The 15,703-nt window shown below is 62.9% G+C and carries 18 protein-coding genes; 14 read left to right on the forward strand and 4 right to left on the reverse strand.

What is annotated here, in order from left to right:
- Positions 1–54: 54 nt before the first annotated feature.
- Complete coding sequence (locus C816_RS13050) at positions 55–546, forward strand: RNA polymerase sigma factor (protein ID WP_016322865.1); 492 nt, start codon at positions 55–57, stop codon at positions 544–546.
- Positions 543–1,385: an anti-sigma-V factor rsiV gene (locus C816_RS13055; RefSeq protein ID WP_016322866.1), complete on the forward strand. Its 843-nt coding sequence runs from the start codon at positions 543–545 to the stop codon at positions 1,383–1,385. The genes C816_RS13050 and C816_RS13055 overlap by 4 nt, the downstream gene beginning before the upstream one ends.
- Positions 1,386–1,539: 154 nt before the next feature.
- On the opposite strand, the gene C816_RS13060 is transcribed toward C816_RS13055, so the two are convergent.
- Both C816_RS13060 and C816_RS13065 read right to left on the reverse strand, forming a co-directional pair.
- Positions 1,540–2,466 carry a SufB/SufD family protein gene (locus tag C816_RS13060; RefSeq protein WP_016322867.1) on the reverse strand — a complete coding sequence of 309 codons (927 nt, stop codon included), beginning with the start codon at positions 2,464–2,466 and terminating at the stop codon, positions 1,540–1,542.
- Positions 2,463–3,203: an ABC transporter ATP-binding protein gene (locus C816_RS13065; protein WP_016322868.1), complete on the reverse strand. Its 741-nt coding sequence runs from the start codon at positions 3,201–3,203 to the stop codon at positions 2,463–2,465. The genes C816_RS13060 and C816_RS13065 overlap by 4 nt, the downstream gene beginning before the upstream one ends.
- 302 nt (positions 3,204–3,505) lie before the next feature.
- On the opposite strand from C816_RS13065, the gene C816_RS13070 reads away from it, so the two are divergent.
- The 5 genes from C816_RS13070 to C816_RS13090 all read left to right on the forward strand — a co-directional run bounded on the left by C816_RS13070 (position 3,506) and on the right by C816_RS13090 (position 6,585).
- The gene (locus tag C816_RS13070; RefSeq protein WP_016322869.1) at positions 3,506–4,129 is read left to right on the forward strand and encodes a ferritin-like domain-containing protein; all 624 of its coding nucleotides are present in this window, start codon (positions 3,506–3,508) and stop codon (positions 4,127–4,129) included.
- 75 nt (positions 4,130–4,204) lie between these two features.
- Positions 4,205–4,885, forward strand: a complete 681-nt coding sequence (locus C816_RS13075; RefSeq protein WP_016322870.1) for a DUF2461 domain-containing protein — start codon at positions 4,205–4,207, stop codon at positions 4,883–4,885.
- Between the two features lie 103 nt (positions 4,886–4,988).
- Positions 4,989–5,468, forward strand: a complete 480-nt coding sequence (locus tag C816_RS13080; protein ID WP_016322871.1) for a hypothetical protein — start codon at positions 4,989–4,991, stop codon at positions 5,466–5,468.
- Between the two features lie 87 nt (positions 5,469–5,555).
- Positions 5,556–6,140: a hypothetical protein gene (locus C816_RS13085; protein ID WP_016322872.1), complete on the forward strand. Its 585-nt coding sequence runs from the start codon at positions 5,556–5,558 to the stop codon at positions 6,138–6,140.
- A 7-nt stretch (positions 6,141–6,147) separates the two neighbouring features.
- Positions 6,148–6,585, forward strand: a complete 438-nt coding sequence (locus C816_RS13090) for a hypothetical protein (protein WP_016322873.1) — start codon at positions 6,148–6,150, stop codon at positions 6,583–6,585.
- 49 nt (positions 6,586–6,634) lie between these two features.
- On the opposite strand, the gene C816_RS13095 is transcribed toward C816_RS13090, so the two are convergent.
- Both C816_RS13095 and C816_RS13100 read right to left on the reverse strand, forming a co-directional pair.
- Positions 6,635–8,320 carry a DAK2 domain-containing protein gene (locus C816_RS13095; RefSeq protein ID WP_016322874.1) on the reverse strand — a complete coding sequence of 562 codons (1,686 nt, stop codon included), beginning with the start codon at positions 8,318–8,320 and terminating at the stop codon, positions 6,635–6,637.
- A gap of 16 nt (positions 8,321–8,336) precedes the next feature.
- Positions 8,337–8,687 (reverse strand): Asp23/Gls24 family envelope stress response protein, encoded by a 351-nt coding sequence (locus tag C816_RS13100; RefSeq protein WP_016322875.1) that lies wholly within the window; start codon positions 8,685–8,687, stop codon positions 8,337–8,339.
- A gap of 213 nt (positions 8,688–8,900) precedes the next feature.
- Between C816_RS13100 and rsmD the strand changes: the two genes are divergently transcribed.
- The 7 genes from rsmD (at position 8,901) to C816_RS13135 (ending at position 15,605) form a co-directional block, all read left to right on the forward strand.
- On the forward strand, positions 8,901–9,473 hold the full coding sequence (gene rsmD, locus C816_RS13105; protein WP_016322876.1) for a 16S rRNA (guanine(966)-N(2))-methyltransferase RsmD: 573 nt from the start codon (positions 8,901–8,903) through the stop codon (positions 9,471–9,473).
- A complete protein-coding gene (gene coaD / locus C816_RS13110) occupies positions 9,470–9,961 on the forward strand; it encodes a pantetheine-phosphate adenylyltransferase (protein ID WP_016322877.1) in 492 nt (163 codons plus the stop codon). The genes rsmD and coaD overlap by 4 nt, the downstream gene beginning before the upstream one ends.
- Positions 9,962–9,967: 6 nt before the next feature.
- Positions 9,968–10,489 carry a hypothetical protein gene (locus tag C816_RS13115; protein ID WP_016322878.1) on the forward strand — a complete coding sequence of 174 codons (522 nt, stop codon included), beginning with the start codon at positions 9,968–9,970 and terminating at the stop codon, positions 10,487–10,489.
- Positions 10,490–10,906: 417 nt separating this feature from the next.
- Positions 10,907–11,350: a division/cell wall cluster transcriptional repressor MraZ gene (mraZ, locus tag C816_RS13120; protein ID WP_016322879.1), complete on the forward strand. Its 444-nt coding sequence runs from the start codon at positions 10,907–10,909 to the stop codon at positions 11,348–11,350.
- Positions 11,351–11,356: 6 nt separating this feature from the next.
- Positions 11,357–12,304 (forward strand): 16S rRNA (cytosine(1402)-N(4))-methyltransferase RsmH, encoded by a 948-nt coding sequence (gene rsmH / locus C816_RS13125; RefSeq protein ID WP_016322880.1) that lies wholly within the window; start codon positions 11,357–11,359, stop codon positions 12,302–12,304.
- Between the two features lie 50 nt (positions 12,305–12,354).
- Positions 12,355–12,921, forward strand: a complete 567-nt coding sequence (locus tag C816_RS13130; RefSeq protein WP_016322881.1) for a hypothetical protein — start codon at positions 12,355–12,357, stop codon at positions 12,919–12,921.
- Positions 12,922–13,112: 191 nt separating this feature from the next.
- Positions 13,113–15,605, forward strand: coding sequence for a penicillin-binding transpeptidase domain-containing protein (locus C816_RS13135; protein WP_016322882.1), 2,493 nt, complete (start codon positions 13,113–13,115; stop codon positions 15,603–15,605).
- Positions 15,606–15,703: the final 98 nt, after the last annotated feature.

A 15,703-nucleotide genomic window follows, 5' to 3' on the forward strand; every position in this document is an offset into this window, starting at 1 on the left:
TTTCCGCCCCGTCATCGTCTATAATACAGAACGACACAGAAGGGAGGTGTGTGCATGGCGTCTTTGAAGGAGGAGCTGCTGGAATCCTACCTCATCGGCGGGCAGGAGCGGTTTTACCGTCTGGCGTACAGCTACCTCCGGGACCGGGAGGAGGCCCTGGACGCGGTGCAGACTGCCGTCTGCCGCTGCCTGGAACGGCGGGACAGCCTGCGGGATGAGGCGGCCCTGGGGACCTGGTTTACCCGCATCCTGGTGAACACGTGCATGGATCTGCTGCGGCAGAGGAGGCGGGTGACTTTCGTGCCGCCGGAGGCCCTGGACGCCGGCAGCTATGAGGACCCGCTGCCGGAGGACGGCGCCCTGGCCGACCGGGTGAACGGCCTGCCCCCGGAGGCGCAGACCGTGGTAAAGCTGCGGTTCTATGAGGATATGACCCTCCGGGAGATCAGCGAGGTCACCGGCTGGAACCTGAACACCGTCAAGAGCCGCCTGTACGCGGGACTGAAAAAACTGCGGGTATCACTGGAAGGAGTGACATTGGAATGAACGAATTCAAAAAAGCCAGAGAGGACTATGAGGCCACCCCCATTCCACAGGAGCTGGAGGACCGGGTCCGGGCGGGCATCCGCCAGGGGAAGGCCAACTACCGCCGCCGGCGGTGGAGGAAGTACGCCGCAGGGACTGCCGCCTGCCTTGTGGTGCTGGCAGGGGCGCTGAACCTGTCGCCCACCGTGGCGGCCGCAGCGGCGGAGGTGCCGGTGCTGGGCGGTCTCTTCCGGGTGCTCACCGTGCGGGACTTCCACGGGGAGGAGGACGGCATCAACTATGACATCAGCGTCCCCGGCGTGGAGGCGGAGGGCGAGCTTGCCCAGCGTGTCAACGATGTGATCCAGGAGAAGGTGAACGCCCACCTGGCCAAGGCCCAACAGGACTGGGAGGACTACAAGGAGGCCTTTTTCGCCACCGGCGGCACGGAGGAGGAGTGGGGTGAGCGGACCATGGACGTCATCGTGGACTACGAGGTCAAGAGCCAAACGGACGCCCGCCTCTCCTTTGTGGTGACCTTTGGCGAGGGCTGGGTGGCCTCCATGGAGGAGACCTACTGCTACAACCTGGACCTGGCGGAGGACCGGGACATCACACTGGCGGAGCTGCTGGGGGAGAATTGGGTGGAGCAGTGCAACGAGGCTGTCCGGGCCGGGATTGCCGCCAGCGTGGACGAGGAGGGCTTCACCTTCTTCTTCCCGCCGGAGGAGGGCGGCTTTGCCACGGTGGACGAGAGCACCGCCTTCTATATCCGGGAGGACGGCGTGCCGGTACTGGTATTCCCCAGGTACTCCATCGCCGCCGGCGCGGCGGGAAGCCCCGAATTCCCTGTGGAATAGAGAAAAGGAACGGGAGGGAACCAAAGCGGTTCCCTCCCGAATTTTATTCTTCCAATGACGCGGTTCCCCCGTTGCCGCCGCAGGGACTTTTCTGATTGACCGGCCGCGCAGCGTGTGAAAGTTGTTTTGCATACTTTCCTTTCAAGATAAAGTATCAGGCCAGGAAGCCCTTGAGGATGCAGTCCTCGGCCTCCTCCTCGGTGAGGCCCAGGGTCTCCAGCTTTAAGAGCTGGTCCCCGGCGATTTTGCCGATGGCGGCCTCGTGGACCAGCTGAGCCTCGGTGCAGTTGGCGGTAATGGCGGGGATGGACTTGATCTTGGCGTCCCCCATGATGATGGAGTCGCACTGGACGTGGCCGAAGCACTGGGCGTTGCCCACCATTCGGGGATAGAACACCTGGCTGGACTGGTCCTGGGCCACGGAGCGGGAGATCACCCGCCCCTTGGAGTCCTCGCCGTCCAAAACGATCTCCATGTCGCTCTCCGCAATTTGATCCCCATGGGTCAGAAGCCGTTCGGTGACGATGGCCTCCGCCCCCTTGCCGCAGACGATCTTCGTGCTGCGCTTGGTGGAGTCGATGCCTCGGATCTGCACGGTCTCCATCTGGATGGAGGCCCCCTCCTCCAGGTTGACCACCGTCTCCGGATTCATGATCCGGCCGCCCTTGCCGTTCCCGTCGCCGTAGTGCTTCTCCGTGTACTTCACTTTGGAGTTTTTGCCCACGTGGAAGGTATGAACGCCGTCGTGGCGGCTGGTCTGGTCGCCGCAGTTGTGGATGCCGCAGCCGGCCACAATGTCCACATCGCAGTTCTCCCCGATGTAGAAATCGTTGTAGACCAGCTCCTCCACACCGGACTTGGTGATGAGAACGGGGATGTGGCAGGTCTCGCCCACAGTGCCGTCCTTGACGCGGATGTCAATGCCGCTCTTGCCGTCGGTTTTGGAGGTAATCTCAATGTGCTCCGTGGACTGGCGGCCGTCGCAGCCGCTGTCCTTGCGGATGTTGAAGGCCCCCACGGGCTTGCCGGTGAGGTCCGCGATCTTCTCCAGCAGCTCACGGTCGAGCTCAGTGTCCATCATAGCGCGTTCGCCTCCTTTGTCAGTACAGGGCAGCCGCCCAGGGTGTCCGCCAGAATTTGAGGCAGAATCTCAGAAGCCGTGCCCCGGTGGCGGATGGTGCCGTCTCCCACCACGATGACTTCGTCCGCCAGGGAGATAATACGCTCCTGGTGGGAGATGATAATCATGGTGCCGCTGCCTGCGGCGTGAATCTGTTCGAAGGTCTCCGTCAGCCGGGCGAAGCTCCACAGGTCGATGCCGGCCTCCGGCTCGTCAAAGATCATCAGCTGGGCGTTCCGGGCCAGGACGGAGGCGATCTCAATGCGCTTGACCTCGCCGCCGGAAAGGGACACGTCCACCTCCCGGTCCAGGTAGTCGTTGGCGCACAGGCCCACCTTGGTGAGATACTGGCAGCACTTGTCCTTGGAGAGCTTTTCCTCCCCGTGGGCCAGGGTCAGAAGGTCCCGCACCGTCAGCCCCTTGAAGCGGGGGGGCTGCTGGAAGCCGTAGCTGATGCCCAGGCGGGCCCGCTCCGTAATGCCAAGGGACGTGATGTCCTGCCCGTTCCAGAGGATCTGGCCGGAGGTGGGCGTCACCAGGCCCATGATGATCTTGGCCAGGGTGGTCTTGCCGCCGCCGTTGGGGCCGGTGAATACCACCAGGCGGTGGTCCGGAATGGTGAGGGAGATGTTGTTCAAAATGCCCAGCTCTCCGTCTCCCTCCCGGACGGAATAGCTGATGGACTTGAGTTCCAGCATATTTGGAACCTCCTCAGTACAGGGCTGATCTGACGCGAAGCAGAACGCCGGACCGGCGGATGCGCCGACCCGGCCTGCCATTTTTCAGACAGGGCCCGGATCTCAAAACATATCCATTTTACCAGATATGCCAGGAAAAGACAACATATCTATATGATGGGTATTTGCGGGAGAGCGCCGTGCTTTTCGAGGATAGTTTACCCCATTTGACAGAAATTTACCTGTGATAAATGCAACAATGAACAAAAAAGTCCGCTGCCGCATAGGATGGGACGCAAACGAAGAGCAAAGGAGTGGCTTTTATGGCAGAGAATTTACATAGCCCCGAGGTATACGACTTCCGGCGGTACGACCGGGTCTGGCAGCGGGTGGCCCCGGATCTGGAGCCCTATCCCGGTGTGAGTACGGCGGCGGCCATGCCAGCGCCCCCGCCGCAGGCGGCGTCCGCGGCATCCATGGCCCGGCAGGAGAGTCAGCTGCCCGGGGCCGCCCAGGACCCTTGCTGCATGGGCAGCGCGGCATCTGAGATGCTGGAGGTGCTCACCGGATATATTGAGGAGGAGCTGGCGGACCGGCGGTACTTCCTGGCCATGAGCCGCCAGGCGCCCTCCTGGGCCCGGCAGCGGCTGCGGGATATTGCCGCAGACGAGGGTGCTCACGCCCGGCGGCTCATGGCAGCCTACTATCTGATCACCGGCCAGTGCTACCGGCCCGCCATTGCCAGCGGTTCCATCACGATCGGGCGCTGGTGTCCGGCGCTGCGGGAGCGGTATCACATGGAGGCCTGCAACGGGCTGAACTACGCCCGCTCCGCGGACGGCACCACGGACCCGTGCCTCAGCAAGCTCTTAAACGAGCTCAGCGCCGACGAGTACCGCCATGCCGAGGAGCTGATGGCCATGCTGGAGCGGGCCATCCAGGGGTAAAAAAGGAAGCGGGGTCATTGACCCCGCTTCTCCTTTCTGCTATAATCGGCAGAAAAAGAGGATGGGGAGCGCACTATGTTTACCGGATTTACAGACGAGACCGTGGACTTCATGTGGGGCATCCGCTTCAACAACGAGCGGACGTGGTTTGAGGCCCACAAGGAGATCTACCTGACGCATTTCTACCACCCCATGTGCGACCTTGCGGAGGAGCTGTACGCCTTCATGCTGGAAAAGCGTCCGGACTGCGGATTGATCCGCAAGGTGACCCGGATCTACCGGGATGCCCGGCGGCTCCATGGCCGGGGGCCCTATAAGGAGAGCCTGTGGCTTTCAGTGGAGCAGGCGGGGGAGCAGTGGACTGCCCGGCCCACCTTCTGGTTCGAGCTGATGCCGGAGGGCTGGACCTACGGCATGGGTTACTGGATGCCCAAGCCCGCCACCATGGCCAAGCTCCGCGCCCGAATTACCCGGGACCCCAGGACCATGGAGGAGCTGACGAGGAAGCTGGCGGGACAGGCGGAGTTCGCTTTGGAGACACAGGACTACAAGCGGCCCAAATGCGCCGCGCCCTCGGCGGCGCTGGAGCCCTGGTTCCGGGCCAAGTCTTTCACCATCATCCATGAGGACAAGCTGACGGAGGAGCTCTTTGGGCGGGACGTTGTGGAGCGGGTGAAAAAGGGATGGGAGTTTCTGCTGCCCTATTACGACTATTTTGTCACTCTGGACGGAGACCCGGACCCCGCGGCGGAATAAACCGGCCCCGCTCTGCGGGCAGGGCCGCTCCGCTGATTTTGCATTTTCCCCGTAAAACCCGCCGCGCTGGGCTTTTGCGGAGCGCTTGAAAGGAGAGGTCCCAATGGATGAGCGGTTTTTTGGGTGTCTGCAAAGCAGAGGCTGGAAGATCGAACGGTACGAGGGAGCGGCCCCTGGTGTTCCGGAGACGCTGCGGAAGCGGTACCCCGCCGCTGAACGGTGGCTTGCGTGGATTGGCGGGGTAAAATCCGCCGTCAACGGCGATGAGGCGACGTGGCTCCTGTGCGCGGAGGATTATGCCGGACAGGGCGGGGCGGCGTTCCGGTGGGACGAATGGGAGCTGCTCAGTTTGGCGAGTGCGGATGGAGACCCGGCCTGGGAGGCGGAGATCCGGCGCTTCTGGGATGCGCATCTTCCCATTATCATGTCAGTGGCGGATGGGCGCTATTCCTACTACGCCCTCTCCGCGGCGGACGGCGCGGTGGTGTCCGGCGGCGAGCCGGAGTTTGAGGTGTGCGAGACGGCCGCCGCTTCTCTGGAGGCGTTTTTGGAGAAGATCACAGAGGGCGGTGTGCTGCTGTAATTCCCGTTTACCTGCGAAAGGGTTGAAAATCCAGATGTAACCGTCTATACTATTGGTCTAAAAACTGACAATAAAGGAGCGATTGCGATGAAAACCTGTCCCGACCGGGCAGCAGCCCTGGCGCTGCTGAGAAAGTACAACACAGAGCCCTTCCATATTCAGCACGCCCTGACGGTGGAGGGCGTCATGCGGTGGTACGCAAACGAGCTGGGCTATGGCGGGGAGGCGGACTTCTGGGCCGCGGCGGGCCTCCTCCACGACGTGGACTTTGAGAAGTGGCCGGAGGAGCACTGCAGGAAGGCGCCGGAGCTGCTGGCGGAGATTGGCTGCGGCGAGGATCTGGTCCACGCCGTGTGCAGCCACGGCTACGGATTGTGCTCTGATGTGGAGCCTGCTGAGGAGATGGAGAAGGTCCTCTTCGCGGCGGACGAGCTGACGGGCCTCATCGGCGCGGCGGCCCGGATGCGCCCCAGCAAGAGCTGCCAGGACATGGAGGTCAGCTCCCTCAAGAAGAAGTTCAAGGACAAGAAGTTCGCCGCCGGCTGCTCCCGGGACGTCATCAAGGACGGCGCGGAGCGGCTGGGCTGGACCCTGGAGGAGCTGATGGAGAAGACCATCTTGGCCATGCGCTCCTGCGAGGAGAGTGTGTCAGCGGAGATGGCGGCGCTGTAAAAAAGCCATGGAAACAACCTGGAAGCGGTTTGTCCAAATCGATATTTTTGTAACCCTGGCGGGCTTCATCACCCTGGGGGGATGGTACGCCTACTGGTTCAACACGCTGTCAGACGTAGGGCTCCTGGGGGCCATGATTATGTTCGCCCTGGATTTCTTCGGCCTGCCCCTGCTGGCCCTGGCGGCGCTGGTTCTGCTGGTGTCCCAGTGGAGCCGCAGTCACTGGGGGGTTCTGCTGGGCGCGTTCATCCAGCTGTTGTACGGCGGCGCGTATACCTTCTTTTTAGCGATGGCGGGGGGCTTCATAACCCCGGGTTTCGTGGCCGGCCCCATCTTCCTGACGGCGGGCATTGCGGGGGCGATCATGTGCCTGACCATCCCAAAGGACCGGCGCGGCTGGGAGAGGCCGGAGAGGCGGACCCCGCCTCCAGGGGAGTTTGAATGACAAAAAGAAGCGGTATGGCCTGGGCCATACCGCTTCTTGCGTGGTTCGCTCACTCCATGGAGATGATATAGTAATACACGGGCTGTCCGCCGGAGAGGACGGCCACCTCGGCGTCGGGGCAGGTCTGCTCAAAGAGCTTCCCTGCGGCCTCCGCGTCCTCCTGGGACACGTCCTCGCCGAAGTACAGGGAGATGAAGGAGGAGCCCTTCTCTTTGGCGGAGCCCGCCAGCCGCTCCAGCAGAGCGGGGAGGGACCCGTCGGTGCCGAAGAGTCTGCCCTCCTCCAGGGCCAGGTAGTCGCCCTCTTTGATGTCAAATCCATCAAAATCGGAGTCCCGGGCGGCATAGGTGATCTGGGCGGTGGTGACAGTGGGCAGGCTCTCGGTCATGGCGGCGGTGATGTCCTCCGCCGCCGGGGCCTCAAAATCCGCGTTCATCATGGCGGTGATGCCCTGGGGCACGGTTTTGGTGGGAATGACCACCACTTTTTTCTCCGTCAGGGCAGCGCACTGCTGGGCGGCCATGATGATGTTGCCGTTGTTGGGCAGGACGAACACCGTCTCGGCGGGGACGGCGTCCACGCCCTCCAGAATGGCCTCGGTGGAGGGATTCATGGTCTGCCCGCCGGACACCACGCTGTCAACACCCAGGTCCTTGAAGACTGCCTCCAGGCCCGCTCCGGCGCACACCGCCAGGAAGCCGTACTTTTTCTCCGGCGGGGCCACCACGTGGCCGCCGGCGGGGGCGGCGCCGGATTCAAGGGCCTGCTCCACGGCGTCCAGATCGTCGGTGCTCTGGACATGGCGGCCGGCGGCCAGATCCTCCGCCTGGGTGCGCATGTTCTCGATCTTGGCGAGCTCCAGAGTGCCGTACTTCTGGGCCTCCGTCAGGGCGGCGCCGGGGATGTCCGTGTGGACGTGGACCTTGAAGGCGTCGTCATCCTCGCCGATGACCAGGCTGTCGCCGATGCTGTCGAGATATGTCCGCAGGGGGTCCAGGGACCGCTCCACCGTCTTGCGGACGATGAACACCGTGTCAAAGGTGAAGGTGATGTCCTCGCTGGACAGGGCGGCGAAGTCCGCCTTCTCCTGGGGAGCGTCTCCCGAGGTCTCGGGCATGGGCTCGCCCCGCATCTCCGCCAGCATCCCCTCCAGGATCAGCAGGTATCCCTTGCCGCCGGCGTCCACCACGCCGGCCTTTTTCAGCACGGGATTCATGTCGGTGGTCTGGGCCAGGGTCTCATATCCCTCCCGGATGGCCTCCTCCAGCACCTTTTCGATGTCCCGCTCCTCCGCGGCGGCCTCCACCGCCCGCTTGGCGGCAAGGCGGGAGACGGTGAGCACCGTGCCCTCGGCGGGCTTCATCACCGCCTTGTAGGCGGAGGAGACGCCCTGCTGCATGGCGGCGGCGAAGGCGGCGGCGTCGGCGGTCTCCAGGCCCTTGAGGCCTTTGCTCATTCCCCGGAACAGCAGTGAGAGGATGACGCCGGAGTTGCCCCGGGCGCCCCGCAGCAGCGCGGAGGCGGTGAGGTCGGCGGCCTGGGTCAGCGTGGCAGGGGCGGCCTTCCGCAGCTCTGTGACAGCGGTGCCGATGGTCATGCTCATGTTGGTGCCGGTGTCCCCGTCGGGCACCGGGAAGACGTTCAGGTCGTTGATGGCCTGCTTCTGGGCGGTGATGGCGGCGGCGCCATGGAGCACCATCTGTTTGAAGAGGGCCCCGGTAATCTGTTCGTTCATTCGGCTCGTTCCTCCCTCACAAGGTCATGGAATCCACGCACACGTCCACAGCCTTGACGGGTACGCCGGTGTTTTTTGTCACCACATAGCGCACCTCGTTCATGATGGAGCGGCACACCGCGGGCAGGTTGACCCCGTTTTCCACGATGATGTGGAGCTCGATGGAGATGGAGTTGTCGTCGTGATAGGTGATGCTGACGCCCTTGCTCATGGCCTCCCGCCGCAGCAGGTGGACCAGGCCGTCGGTCATGGAGCGGAAGGCCATGCCCTTGACGCCGAAGCAGTTGGTGGCGGCCATGCCGGTGATATTAGAGAATACGGCGCTGCTGATGGAGATCTCACCCTGATCAGATTTGAATTGAATCATGAGAACGTCCTTTCTTTCCTGATATTGACAGGGGAGGAAACAGCCGCCCCTGCGAGCCATATTAAGAGAATTCTATTATATACGATTCCTCCGGAAAGTACAAGTCCCAAAAAAGAGGGCTTGAACCGCAAAAATCTATTGAAAACCGGTGGGATTTGCCGTAGAATAGGGGAAAACCGCCGGACGACGGCGGAGGACAGAGGAGGGAGCGCCGTGCGCGTCATCACCGGCTCCGCAAGGGGCCGCCGTTTGAAGGAGCTGGGGGGAATGGAGACCCGCCCAACCACCGACCGGGTAAAAGAGGGGCTGTTCAGCGCCCTCCAGTGCGACATCGAGGGCCGGCGGGTGCTGGACCTCTTCGCCGGCACGGGCCAGCTGGGCATTGAGTGCCTCAGCCGGGGAGCGGCCTCCGCCGTCTTTGTGGACCGGCGGGAGGACGCGGTGCGCCTGGTGCGGGAGAATCTGACGCTCACCGGCCTCCAGGACCGGGCCAGGGTGGTGCGGGGCGACTCTCTGGAGTACCTGCGGACGGCGGGGGAGCGGTTCGACCTTGTGCTTCTGGACCCGCCCTATCAGGCGGGACTGCTGGAGCCCGCGCTGGCGCTTCTAACAGGATTTGACATTTTGAATCCACATGGTATAATTGTGGCGGAACACCCGGCGGACCGGGTGATGGCGGAGCCGGAGGAGCCCTACCGCATCCGCCGGACCTACCGCTACGGGAAGATCGGCCTGACCGTCTTCCGCCGGGGCGGAAACGAAGAGAACGAGGAACAACTCCCATGAGAACAGCCGTTTGCTCAGGCAGCTTTGACCCCATCACGCTGGGCCACCTGGACGTGATCTGCAGGGCCGCCGCCTGTTTTGACCGCGTGGTGGTCTGCGTCAGCCCCAACGCGGAGAAGCGAAGCCAGATGTTTACGCCGGAGCAGAAGCTTCGGCTGGTGCGCGCCGCCGTAGCGGAGCTCCCCAATGTGGAGGCGGAGCTTTGGCCCGGCCTGCTGGCGGACTTCGCCGCGGCCCACGGGGCGGGCGTCATCGTCCGGGGCGTGCGGAACGTGACGGATTTTGACGCGGAGTACCAGATGGCCCTCATTAACAAGGGGATCTGTCCCGGACTGGAGACCATGCTGCTGCCTGCCGGGCAGGAGTACCAGCATTTCAGCTCCTCCATGGCCCGGGAGATGATCCGCTACCGCCAGCCGCTGGAGAAATACCTGCCCATGTCCATTGTGCCGATGGTGCTGGAGATGATGGAAAGTCAGAAAGGATAGGGACCTATGGCCAATGATATTAACCGTCTGATCGATATGCTGTTTGAGCGGATCGAGGACGCCAAGTCCCCGGCGCTGAAGCCCAATATGAGTCTGGTGGACCGGGATGAGATTCTGGATTTGCTGGAGGAGCTGCGGGCCCAGCTGCCGGTGGAGATCAAGCGTGCGCAGGAGCTGCTGGCCGCCCGTGAGAAGTTTGTGGAGGAGGCCAAGCGGGACGTGGACCGCATGATGCGCCAGGCGGAGCTGGACGCCAAGACCAAGGTCTCCGAGAGCGAGGTCATCTACGCCGCCAAGGAGAAGGCCCGGCAGATTGTGGGCCGGGCGGAGGAGCGTTCCCGCCAGCTCTACCAGGTGGCCAACGAGTACGCCGAGGACGCCCTGGCCCGCACGGAGGAGGCCGTTCAGGCCGCTTTGGACGAGGTGAAGCAGTCCCGGGTCCGTTTCCGCAGCGCCTCCGCCGCCGCCATGCAGGAGCAGCGTGACAAGCTGGCTGGCAAAGGCGATCTGGAGGCCCCCACCGGCTGAGCCTGTCCGTGGTTGACCATAATTCCCGGGGCTTTTCGAGCGGCTGAGAGAGACCTTATATAAATTTGTTAAAAATGACGGAAAACCTCCGGTAATATTTTCGAAAAAACTATATCTGGGTCACAGACCACAAAGCTGCGCCCGCAAACACAAGATTTTGTGCTTGCGGGTGTTTTTTGTTTTACGTCAACCAGTGGAGTTCTGATCGAACGCGCGTTTGAAAATGCAAATTTTAGACAAAAAACGTGGGAATTTGCGTATTTTTTGCGAATTTCCGGCGGAAAAAAATCCTTGCAATTTCCCCGGCTTTTGCGTATACTATAAAACACTGGTGGGGAAAAGTGGGTGATTAGGGGTATTGAGTGCCATCAAAGCCCACGAAATCCCAAAAAGAGGGGAGAAAGGGGGCGGCCTTCCATGGCGAGACTGCTGGGAAAATCCAACAACAGCATCGACTCCAAAGGCCGCCTGGTCATTCCCTCCGCCATGCGGGAGGCCCTAGGCGACACCTTTTATATCACCATCGGCGCGGAGCACTGCCTGACCATCTATCCCCAGGCCAAGTGGGAGCAGATGTCCGAGGAGATGGACGATCTCAGTTACAGCGAGATGCGGGCGCTGACCCTGCTGTACGCCAATGCCGTCCAGTGCGAGCCGGACGGGCAGGGGCGGGTGCTGATTCCCGCCAGCCTCCGCGCTCACGCGGGGCTGAAAAAGACCGCCACCATCGTGGGACTGAACTCCTTTGCCGAGATCTGGGACGAGCAGACCTGGGCCGAGCGGGAGCGGAAGATGCTGGAGAGCGACGATATGGCAGCCGCCATGGACGCCCTGGCCCGCGCCCGAAGGAACCGCGGGTGAGCGCCTATGGAGTATACCCATAAGCCGGTCCTTTTGGACGAGTGCATCGAGATGCTGAACATCCGCCCCGGCGGCGTGTATGTGGACGGGACCCTGGGCCGGTCCGGGCACTCCCGGGAGATTGCCCGGCGGCTCAACGGCGGCAGACTGATCTGTATTGACCAGGACACGGCCGCCATCCAGGCGGCGGAGGAGCGTCTGGCCCCCTGGCGGGACCGGGTAACGCTGGTCCACGGCAACTTTTCCGATCTTGCGGACATTCTGCGGGACGCGGGAGTCTCCGGCGTGGACGGGGCTCTGTTTGACCTGGGCGTGTCCTCGCCCCAGCTGGACGACGCATCTCGGGGTTTTTCCTACATGCAGGACGCCCCGCTGGATATGCGCATGGACGACACCGCGGCCCTGACAGCCTGGGAGGTGGTCAATGCCTGGAGCCAGGAGGAGCTGCGGCGCATCCTGTATGAGTACGGCGAGGAGCGGTACGCTCCCGCTGTCGCCAGAGCCATTGTCCGGGCCCGGGAGACAAGCCCTGTGGAGACCACGCTGGAGCTGGTGGAGATCGTCCGAAGCGCCATGCCCCCGGCGGCGCTGCGGGAGAAGCAGCACCCCGCCAAGCGGACCTTTCAGGCCGTCCGCATCGCCGTCAACGGCGAGCTGGATGTGCTGCCCCCCATGCTGGAGGCAGCGGTGGACAGCCTGAACCCCGGCGGACGGCTGGCGGTGATTACCTTCCACTCTCTGGAGGACCGGATTGTCAAGCAGACCCTGCGGGAGCAGGCCCGGGGCTGTACCTGCCCGCGGGAGTTCCCTGTGTGCGTGTGCGGCAAAAAGCCGAAGATCCGCCTGGTGACCCGGAAGCCCATTGTGCCCGGGGCGGCGGAGCTGAGTGAAAATCCCCGGGCCAGGAGCGCCAAGCTCCGGGCGGCGGAGAAGTGTGGACTATTTGACATTTGATGTTTGACGGGACAAGCTGTCCCGAAATTTCGCAGAGAGGGGGATTTTCTTTGGCTTCGGCGGCAAAGGATCTGCGTTACCGCAAGGGCCGTCCCGCGTCCGTGGACGGCAATCTGGCCCGCAGCCTGGACTTTGAGGTCCGGGAGCGGGAACTGCGCCACGCCGGGGAGGCCCCCCGGCGGCGGGAGGTGGCCCGGGAAAAGCCCAAGGTACACAGTCTCCCCAAGGTTCAGCTGCGGGAGGCGCAGCATGTGGCCCCTCTGGCCGTGGTGGGCGCGGCGGCGGCAGCGGTGCTGGTCGTGCTGCTTCTGCTGAGCTACATCCAGCTGACGGTGCTCTCCGCCGATATGGTGGGGCTGCGGAGTGAATTGAAGGTGCTGGAGAAGGAGAACGTGGTGCTCACCACCCAGTATGAGCAGATCTACGACCTGGCCACCGTGAAGGCGGCGGCAGAGGCCGCGGGCATGACGAAGCCCGGCGCCAGCCAGGTCTACTATGTGGACGGCTCCGGCGGGGACGCCGCCGTGGTCTACCACCAGGAGGAGCCCGGTCTTTTGGAGGGACTGCGGGAATCCCTTCACCACGGGATCTACGCGGTGGTGGAATATTTCGACTGAGCTGAGCACTATAATGCTTTGAGGAAAACCATCGGCTGACAGAGGGCAATGCGCCTGCCGGCGGCTGTGCCGGCCCCCAAAAAACCGTATTGCCGCTTGATGGCCGGTGGGTTTGCAGGGAGTGAGAAGAGGTCTTCTTGCTCCCTCAAATTTGGTATATCGCGCCCCGCGGCGTGAGAAAGAGAGGTCCCATGGCAGGCAAATCCCCGAGAAAAAGCGACGCGGCCCGCAGGGCCAATCAGGTAGTACGCAGCAGGACGGTGCTGGTCATGCTGCTGTTGGGCGTGGTCACCTTTGTCATGCTGTTCTGGAAGCTGTACGACCTGCAGATCCGGCGGCACGACGAGCTGCAGAACGAGGCCGCCGGCCAGCAGACCCGGGAGAGCACGGTGGCCGCCTCCCGGGGAACCATCTACGACCGGAACTACCACCCCCTGGCCACATCCGCCACGGCGGAGAACGTGTGCCTCTCCCCTTTGGAGCTGGCGGCCTTTGTCAGAAAGCAGGAGGAGGACAACGAGGAGGCCCGGAAGAAGGCGGAGGAGGCCGGCAGGACCTACGTCCCCGCGCAGGTGCTGGATGAGGCCTATGTGGCCCGGGGCCTGAGCCGGATTCTGGGTGTGGAGGAAGAGGAGATCCTCCGTCTGGCAGCAATGACCGAGAGCCAGTATCAGCGGATCACCAAGCGGGTGGAGCAGGGTGTGGCGGACGAGGTCCGCCGCTTCATGAACGGCGAGATCGACGATCAGGGCCGGGAGCTCACCTTTGTCAACGAGGAGGGCAGGACCCGCCTGCTGTCCAATCCAACCAAGGCGCCCACGGCCCTCCAGGGGATCTTTCTGGAGCTGGACTCCCGGCGGTACTACCCCTACGGCACCTTGGCATCCAATGTGGTGGGCTTTGTCAACGGTGAGAACCAGGGGGCCTACGGCCTGGAGTCCAAGTTCAACGACGTGCTGGAGGGCACCAGCGGCTACACCGTGGCCGCCAAAAACGCCCGCAACACGGATCTGCCCTTCCACTATGAGAACATCATCGACCCGGAGAACGGCTATGACATGGTGCTGACCCTGGACACCCGGGTCCAGGCCTCCCTGGAGAAGAACATGGAGAGCATGCTGGAGACCTTCGACGCCAAAAACGGCGGCACCGGCATCGTCATGGAGGTCAACACCGGGGCCATCATCGCCATGGCCTCCTATCCCAACTTCGATCCAGCCGATTACAACGCCATCCAGGATGAAAAGCTCCTGGCCTCCGTGAACGCGGCGCTGGAGGAGCTGGAGGAAAAAAAGGAAACTTACGAAAAGCCGGAGGATTACAGCGAGGCCATTACAGCTGTCTGGGACAGGGCACAGGGCCTCCAGTGGCGCAACCGCTGCGTCAGCGACACCTACGAGCCCGGCTCTACCTTCAAGCCCATCACCCTGGCGGCGGCGTTGGAGGAGGGCGTGGTGAACATGAATTCTTCTTTCAGCTGTTCCGGCTCTGTCATGGTTCAGGGGTGGGATAAACCCTTTTACTGCTCCAAAAAGGCAGGTCATGGAACCCAGACCCTGAAGGTGGCCACCGGCAACTCCTGCAACCCCGCCTTCATCTCCATCGGATTAAAAATGGGCACCCAGAAGTATTACAGCTATCTCCGCTCCTTCGGCCTGATGGACCCCACTGGGTTTGATATGGCGGTGGGAGAGGGTAAGGGCATCTTCGCCGACGAGAAGAGCTTCAACTCCAATGTGGTCTCCCTGGCGTCCTACGCCTTCGGCCAGACCTTTAACGTCACCCCCCTGGAGCTGATCCGCGCACAGGCAGCCTGCATCAACGGCGGTTATCTGTATACCCCCTATGTGGTGGATCAGGTGCTGGACAGCGACGGCAATATCATTGAGCAGCACGGCGCCGCCGTACCTGTCCGGCAGGTGGTCAGCGAGGAGACCTCCGCCCTGGTGCGGGAGTGCCTGGAGTATGTAGTGGCGGAGGGCACCGGAAAGAACGGCCAGGTGACGGGCTACCGCATCGGCGGCAAGACCGGCACCGCCGACAAGACCGGCACCAAGACCTCCAGCAACCCCAAGGGCGACGTGGTGGTCTCCTTCATGTGCTTTGCCCCGGCGGACGATCCCCAGTACATCATGCTCATCACTATGGATACCCCCAGCCGGAACACCGGCGTCTTCGTCTCCGGCGGCAACATGGTTGCCCCTACCGCCAGCCGCATTATGGGCGAGATCCTGCCGGATCTCGGCATTGAGCCGGACTACTCCTCCTCGGAGCTGCTGGTGGCCGACGTGCCGGTGCCCAATGTGGTGGGCCAGAGCGCGGCGGACGCCAAGGCCAAGCTGGAGAGCGCGGGCTTTGCCTGCCGGACGGTGGGCAGCGGCGAGACGGTCACCGCCCAGACCCCGGTGGGAGGGGTCATTGTCCCCAACGACGCCTCCATCATCCTCTATCTGGATCAGGAGAAGCCGGACACCCCCTGCACGGTGCCCAACGTCTCCGGCAGGACCGCGGCGGAGGCCAACCGGATGCTGACCAATGCAGGACTCATCATGAAGATGGCGGGCACCACGGTCACCAGCTCCGGCAACGTCCACGCCATGTCCCAGAACGTGGCGGAGGGCACGGAGCTGCCTGCCGGCAGCGTGGTGACGGTGTGGTTCGGAGACAGCTCTGTACTGGACTGACCCGAACGAGACTGGTGGACAGTTTTTGCATATCTTTTGACACTTTCTCCCGTATACTTTGCGTTTTATGCCGCCTATAATGGAGGTTGGCGGATTCT

The sequence above is a fragment of the Oscillibacter sp. 1-3 genome (genome assembly GCF_000403435.2).
Classification (GTDB): Bacteria; Bacillota; Clostridia; order Oscillospirales; family Oscillospiraceae; genus Oscillibacter.

Excerpts from the sequence above, each read along its gene's own strand:
- coaD (WP_016322877.1), top strand. The coding sequence starts at position 9,470 with ATGAGAACAGCCGTTTGCTCAGGCAGCTTTGACCCCATCACGCTGGGC.
- rsmH (WP_016322880.1), top strand. The coding sequence starts at position 11,357 with ATGGAGTATACCCATAAGCCGGTCCTTTTGGACGAGTGCATCGAGATG.
- mraZ (WP_016322879.1), top strand. The coding sequence starts at position 10,907 with ATGGCGAGACTGCTGGGAAAATCCAACAACAGCATCGACTCCAAAGGC.
- C816_RS13050 (WP_016322865.1), top strand. The coding sequence starts at position 55 with ATGGCGTCTTTGAAGGAGGAGCTGCTGGAATCCTACCTCATCGGCGGG.
- C816_RS13060 (WP_016322867.1), bottom strand. The coding sequence starts at position 2,466 with ATGATGGACACTGAGCTCGACCGTGAGCTGCTGGAGAAGATCGCGGAC.
- C816_RS13055 (WP_016322866.1), top strand. The coding sequence starts at position 543 with ATGAACGAATTCAAAAAAGCCAGAGAGGACTATGAGGCCACCCCCATT.
- C816_RS13135 (WP_016322882.1), top strand. The coding sequence starts at position 13,113 with ATGGCAGGCAAATCCCCGAGAAAAAGCGACGCGGCCCGCAGGGCCAAT.
- C816_RS13095 (WP_016322874.1), bottom strand. The coding sequence starts at position 8,320 with ATGAACGAACAGATTACCGGGGCCCTCTTCAAACAGATGGTGCTCCAT.
- C816_RS13070 (WP_016322869.1), top strand. The coding sequence starts at position 3,506 with ATGGCAGAGAATTTACATAGCCCCGAGGTATACGACTTCCGGCGGTAC.
- C816_RS13100 (WP_016322875.1), bottom strand. The coding sequence starts at position 8,687 with ATGATTCAATTCAAATCTGATCAGGGTGAGATCTCCATCAGCAGCGCC.
- C816_RS13115 (WP_016322878.1), top strand. The coding sequence starts at position 9,968 with ATGGCCAATGATATTAACCGTCTGATCGATATGCTGTTTGAGCGGATC.
- C816_RS13075 (WP_016322870.1), top strand. The coding sequence starts at position 4,205 with ATGTTTACCGGATTTACAGACGAGACCGTGGACTTCATGTGGGGCATC.
- C816_RS13065 (WP_016322868.1), bottom strand. The coding sequence starts at position 3,203 with ATGCTGGAACTCAAGTCCATCAGCTATTCCGTCCGGGAGGGAGACGGA.
- C816_RS13080 (WP_016322871.1), top strand. The coding sequence starts at position 4,989 with ATGGATGAGCGGTTTTTTGGGTGTCTGCAAAGCAGAGGCTGGAAGATC.
- C816_RS13090 (WP_016322873.1), top strand. The coding sequence starts at position 6,148 with ATGGAAACAACCTGGAAGCGGTTTGTCCAAATCGATATTTTTGTAACC.
- C816_RS13085 (WP_016322872.1), top strand. The coding sequence starts at position 5,556 with ATGAAAACCTGTCCCGACCGGGCAGCAGCCCTGGCGCTGCTGAGAAAG.